The following is a 5,359-nucleotide window of genomic DNA, read 5'->3' on the forward strand; positions in this document are numbered from 1 at the left end:
TATATCAGCGTATCAGATATATTCTGCTTTCGTGCAAGGTTCTTCGGTGTAAGAGCATGTAATCCCAAATCTCCAATTAGTTCGATAGCTGAAGCGACAATTTTATCTCTGCGCGAAATATAACTATCCTCCAATGTCTGTTCCTCCCATTACACATAATTTTGCCCTTAGAACACTGATTTTATTCTATGTCATGGGATATATTTTGTCAACATTTTAGACTATCAAGAGTTTTCCTTTTTCCCTGCTGTACATATACAGACTGTCAGACAGATAATCCATGGCAGACACTGTTACCTTGTTCGCCTCTCTTATGAGATCCTTGTAATAATCCTCTGTGTAATCCGCACTTGCCCTGATAAACAGCAGCTCATGCACACTGGATGGCAGGATATATATGTCATCACCCACCATATTCGCACACTCCTCAAGCATTCCATCATACAGTACGGCCGTGGCCCCATTGATACCGTGCGTGTTTGACAACATGTACAGTTCGTCCACATTGTCACAGTCGTCATCGAAATCTATCCCTTCATATCTGCCCTTCAGCGCATCAAAAAGGTTCTGCCTTACACACGGAAACATTCTCTGGGTGTTCTTAAGTGCATTCTTATACAATGTATCCAGACTGACTCTCCACCTCTTCACATCATTATTGTTGACTATCGTGGTTGCCAGGCCGTCGTTATCCAGGCTCAGCACCCTTCTGAAAGTTATCGCAAGATCATTAAACTCTATAAATGGTGCACTCTCAAGCAGCCGGCTATTTCGCTCCCTGTTGACAAGCCGCAATATTATGTTGTCCATAACCTTCGTCTCATCCACCACATCGCGTATATCAAGCTTCCTGCACCTGCAGTTCGCCTCTCTGAGTCTGCATATATCTTCCATAACAACATCAAAATCCATCCCCTGCTCATAATCCCTGTAAAACGGATCAAGATATATCGTAGGACACACCTCTTCAGAGCTCTTGCACACATTCATCGCAGTGAGCTCCACCCCATTATTCTTCAAAACCTTATTGACCCGGATGTCTGATCCATCTCCCTGTCTGAGAAGTCTGCTTCTCATTTCATCCACTACTCTGGCTATAAATTCATCAAAATTCATTCAATTCTCCTTTTACAAACAAAATAAAACGAAACGTCCCGATATTTTTTCCTGAAATATTTCATGGGTGAATTCTATAGAAAAACTCTGCCAAATTCAATAGTTTTGGTGCGCTTTATAGTGGAATCCTGCGCTTTATAGTGGAATCCTGGCACAGTTGTTGCCACCATATCAAGAAAAAACCGCCATGCCTTCGGCACAGCGGTCTGTTTATTATCTCTCCTGTATATAATTTGTAAGGAACTCTGTGAATTTATCCATCTCTTCATCCGTACCAATGGATATCCTCAGATAATTGTCTATACGTGGTTTATCAAAATATCTGACATATATATGGGCATCCTTCGCAGCCTGGAATATCTCCTTTGCCGGAATATCCTTATGCGTTGCAAATACAAAGTTTGCAGACGAAGGAAGGCATGTAAAATCAAGTGGTTTTATAGCTTCCACGAATCTCTCTCTCGTGGCGACCACCTTTGAAACAGTCTCCTTAAAATACTCATCGTCCTTAACTGACTCTGTTCCCATTATCAGTGATGGTCTGTTCATCGTATATGAGTTGTATGAATACTTTACGTCATTGAGGGCCTTTATCAGAACCGGGTTGCTTATTGCATATCCTATCCTGAGTCCCGCCATGGATCTCGACTTTGAGAACGTTCTTACAACCACAAGATTGTCATATTTGTCTATAAGGCCAAGTGCCGACTCGCCGCCGAAATCTATATACGCCTCGTCTACTATGACTATCGAATCTTTGTTGTGGCTGACTATATCCTCCACATTCTTTATGTCCTCGTATATTCCTGTAGGGGCATTTGGATTAGGGAATACGATTCCCCCGTTCTCTCTGTAGTAATTCTCCTTCACCAGCCTGAAGTTTTCGTCAAGTGCCGGTCTCTCGTAAGGGATACTGAAAAGCTCTGCCCACACATCATAGAAGGAATATGTAATGTCAGGGAACAATATTGGTTTGTCAGAGTTGAAAAATGTAAGAAACGACATGGCAAGCACATCATCCGAACCCACTCCCACAAATACCTGTGAAGGATCAACTCCGTGATACTCTGCAAGCACATCGACAAGTGCCGATGCTGTTGGATCCGGATATAATCTGAGTGTATCGATATCCATCATTACATTCTTCACTCTCTGCGACGGGCCGTACGGATTCTCATTCGTATTGAGCTTTATCACATCTGTATCCTTAGGCTGTTCACCCGGAACATAAGGTTCTACTTTTCTTATATTGTCACTCCACGCTGCCATATTATTCCTCCTCATTCACCTGTGCCAGCTTTGCTGTCTGGTCAGCCGCTATAAGACTGTCTATAAGTTCATTCAGATCTCCGTTCATGATCTGGTCAAGCTTGTATAATGTGAGCTTGATCCTGTGATCTGTAACTCTTCCCTCAGGGAAATTGTATGTTCTGATCTTCTCTGATCTGTCTCCTGTTCCTATCTGGCTTCTTCTGTCCGCAGCCTCTGCGTCATGCTGCTTCTGGAGCTCCATGTCGTACAGCTTTGATCTCAGAAGAGCAAATGCCTTTGCCTTGTTCTGGAGCTGTGATTTCTCTGTCTGGCTGTAGATCACTATTCCTGTAGGTATATGTGTAAGACGTACTGCCGAATCGGTTGTATTGACACACTGTCCACCGTTTCCTGATGCTCGCATTACATCTATCCTTATATCATTCTCATTTATCTCTACATCAACTTCCTCAGCCTCAGGCATAACCGCAACTGTTATGGTCGATGTATGGATTCTTCCGCCTGACTCTGTCTTAGGTATACGCTGTACTCTGTGTACACCACTCTCGTACTTCATCTTGGAGTACGCACCGTCTCCGGTGATCATGAACACAGCCTCCTTGAATCCTCCGATACCGTTCTCGTTGACACTCATAAGTTCAACCTTCCACTTGAACTGGTCAACATATTTCTGGTACATTCTGTACACCTCATATGCGAACAGAGCAGCCTCATCTCCGCCTGCACCGGCACGGATCTCCACGATTACGTTCTTGGAATCGTTAGGGTCCTTTGGAAGCAGAAGAATCTTGAGTTCCTGCTCTATGGTCTCGAGATTCGCCTTTGCCTCATTCATCTCTTCCTTTGCCATCTCGCGGAGCTCCTCGTCGCTCTCCTCCTCAAGAATCTCAAGACTGTCCTCTATGGTAGTCTTTGCATCCTTGTACTCATGGTACTTCTCAACTATAGGTGAGAGATCGCTCTGCTCCTTCATGAGCTTTCTGAATTTGTTCTGATCCGACACAACATCAGGATCGGTGAGCTGATTATTTATCGTATCAAGCTTATCTACAAGTTCTTCTAATCTGTCAAACATATCTATACCTCTCTATATTCATTCTGTCACGCTGTCTCCTGCAGCGTTAAATCTACCGGTTATCTTCTCTGTCATATCTGCCGTACACCACCCGGTCATTACCACTCAGATCCTGTACAACATGTATATCGTCATAACCTGAATCTACAAGGAGGTACTGTACATCTTCTGCCTGATCATTGCCAATCTCGAATACAACATATCCTTCATCCTTTATATATTCTCTCGCCTTATCGGCTATTATTCTATAAAAATACAATCCATCCGCCGTTCCGTCAAGTGCCAGATGTGGTTCATGCTCCCTGACCTCCGGCATGAGTGTCTCTATGACATCACTTCTTATATATGGAGGATTCGACAGTATGAGATCATATTTCCCGGATATCTGCTCAAAGAGATCCGTCCTGACCACTTCAAATCTATCATCCCCTGCACACAGTTTCGCTACATTTCTCCTTGCAAGACCGATCGCTGCCTCAGATACATCGGCAAGTACGATCCTGCTGTTCTTGTTCCAGAGTCCAAACGATACTCCTATGCAGCCCGAACCGCAACACATGTCCAGAACATCAACGTTATGGTCAGCGTCCTTTACAAGCTTCAATGCCGTCTCAACAAGAGTCTCTGTGTCCATCCTTGGAATGAGCACATCTTCTGCGGTATCAAAATCATATCCCATGAAATTCTGCTCACCTGTGATATACTGAAGCGGAATCCTTGTGCTCCTCTTTTCTATGAGCTTCATGTAGGCTTCCGATTTATCATCATCCACGTCATCTTCTCTGGCCATGATCATATCCATACGGTTCATACCCGACAGGTACTGCCACAATATATCAGCGTCTATATCCGCATCAGGAACATCACTTTTCTCCAGCCTGTCCCGTCCCATTCTCAAAAGTTCACACAGCTTCATCTCTATCGAAATCCTTTAATCTTCTATCTCGCCCTTGTGCATGGCGTCCTGGTATGCCTCCCAGTCTATAACTGCCTCCACGGACTTTATCGCAACTGCTATCATGTCAAGATCCGGCTCCCTTGTGGTGAGTCTCTGAACCCACATTCCCGGAACTGACAGCGCATTTGCAAGCTTTGAATCACTCTTGCCAGCAAACATTATAAATTCGTATGATATACCGGCGATTACCGGAACCAGCAGCAGTCTTATGACAAGTCTGAGCCATGCCGTATCTGCGCTTATAAACATGAAAACAATTATGCTTATTATCATTACGATGAACAGAAAGCTTGTTCCGCATCTCTTATGATATCTTGAATACTTCTTCACGTTCTCCGGAGTCAGTGGCACCCCAGCCTCAAAACAGTTGATCGTCTTGTGCTCTGCCCCATGGTACATGAACACTCTCTGTATATCCTTCATAAGCGATATGAGTGCCACATATCCCAGGAATATTCCAAGTCTTATAACTCCCTCTATGGCAGACATGATGATCCTGTTATCTATAACCTTGTCTATGAGTTCCCCGATAAATGCAGGAAGCATCATGAATAACGCGATGGCAAATACAAGTGAAAATAACACTGTACCTATCATCGCCGCATCGTCCGCTCTTTTCTGTTGCTCAGGTGTCCTCTCTTTTTTCTTTTCTTTTTTCTCTTTCTCCGCCTTCTCAGGCTCCTCGTCATCGTAAAACGATGCTGAGTATGTGAGGGTCTTCACTCCTATCACGAGGGATTCCACGAAATTGACAACTCCCCTGATTATAGGAACTCTGAAAAATACACTTCTCGATGCCATGGAAACATAATCCACAACTTTCACTTCTATATCTTTATCCGGTTTTCTGACTGCCACCGCATATCTGTCGCCATTTTTCATCATGACACCTTCCATGACAGCCTGACCGCCTATTCTTACTCTCTTCACGCCAATCT

The 5,359-nt window shown here is 43.9% G+C and carries 5 protein-coding genes; all 5 read right to left on the reverse strand.

What is annotated here, in order from left to right; genetic code table 11:
* Window positions 1-216 precede the first annotated feature (216 nt).
* The 5 genes from CCU_RS07475 to CCU_RS07495 all read right to left on the reverse strand — a co-directional run bounded on the left by CCU_RS07475 (window position 217) and on the right by CCU_RS07495 (window position 5,351).
* Window positions 217-1,116 (reverse strand): DUF5688 family protein, encoded by a 900-nt coding sequence (locus CCU_RS07475; protein WP_015534156.1) that lies wholly within the window; start codon window positions 1,114-1,116, stop codon window positions 217-219.
* 213 nt (window positions 1,117-1,329) lie between these two features.
* Complete coding sequence (gene hisC, locus CCU_RS07480; protein WP_015534157.1) at window positions 1,330-2,385, reverse strand: histidinol-phosphate transaminase; 1,056 nt, start codon at window positions 2,383-2,385, stop codon at window positions 1,330-1,332.
* Window position 2,386: 1 nt separating this feature from the next.
* Window positions 2,387-3,463, reverse strand: coding sequence for a peptide chain release factor 1 (prfA, locus tag CCU_RS07485; RefSeq protein ID WP_015534158.1), 1,077 nt, complete (start codon window positions 3,461-3,463; stop codon window positions 2,387-2,389).
* Window positions 3,464-3,515: 52 nt separating this feature from the next.
* Window positions 3,516-4,379 carry a peptide chain release factor N(5)-glutamine methyltransferase gene (gene prmC / locus CCU_RS07490; RefSeq protein ID WP_015534159.1) on the reverse strand — a complete coding sequence of 288 codons (864 nt, stop codon included), beginning with the start codon at window positions 4,377-4,379 and terminating at the stop codon, window positions 3,516-3,518.
* A gap of 15 nt (window positions 4,380-4,394) precedes the next feature.
* The gene (locus tag CCU_RS07495) at window positions 4,395-5,351 is read right to left on the reverse strand and encodes a DUF1385 domain-containing protein (protein ID WP_022216026.1); all 957 of its coding nucleotides are present in this window, start codon (window positions 5,349-5,351) and stop codon (window positions 4,395-4,397) included.
* Window positions 5,352-5,359: the final 8 nt, after the last annotated feature.

Origin of the sequence: Coprococcus sp. ART55/1, from assembly GCF_000210595.1 — a bacterium.
GTDB lineage: Bacteria > Bacillota > Clostridia > Lachnospirales > Lachnospiraceae > Coprococcus > Coprococcus aceti.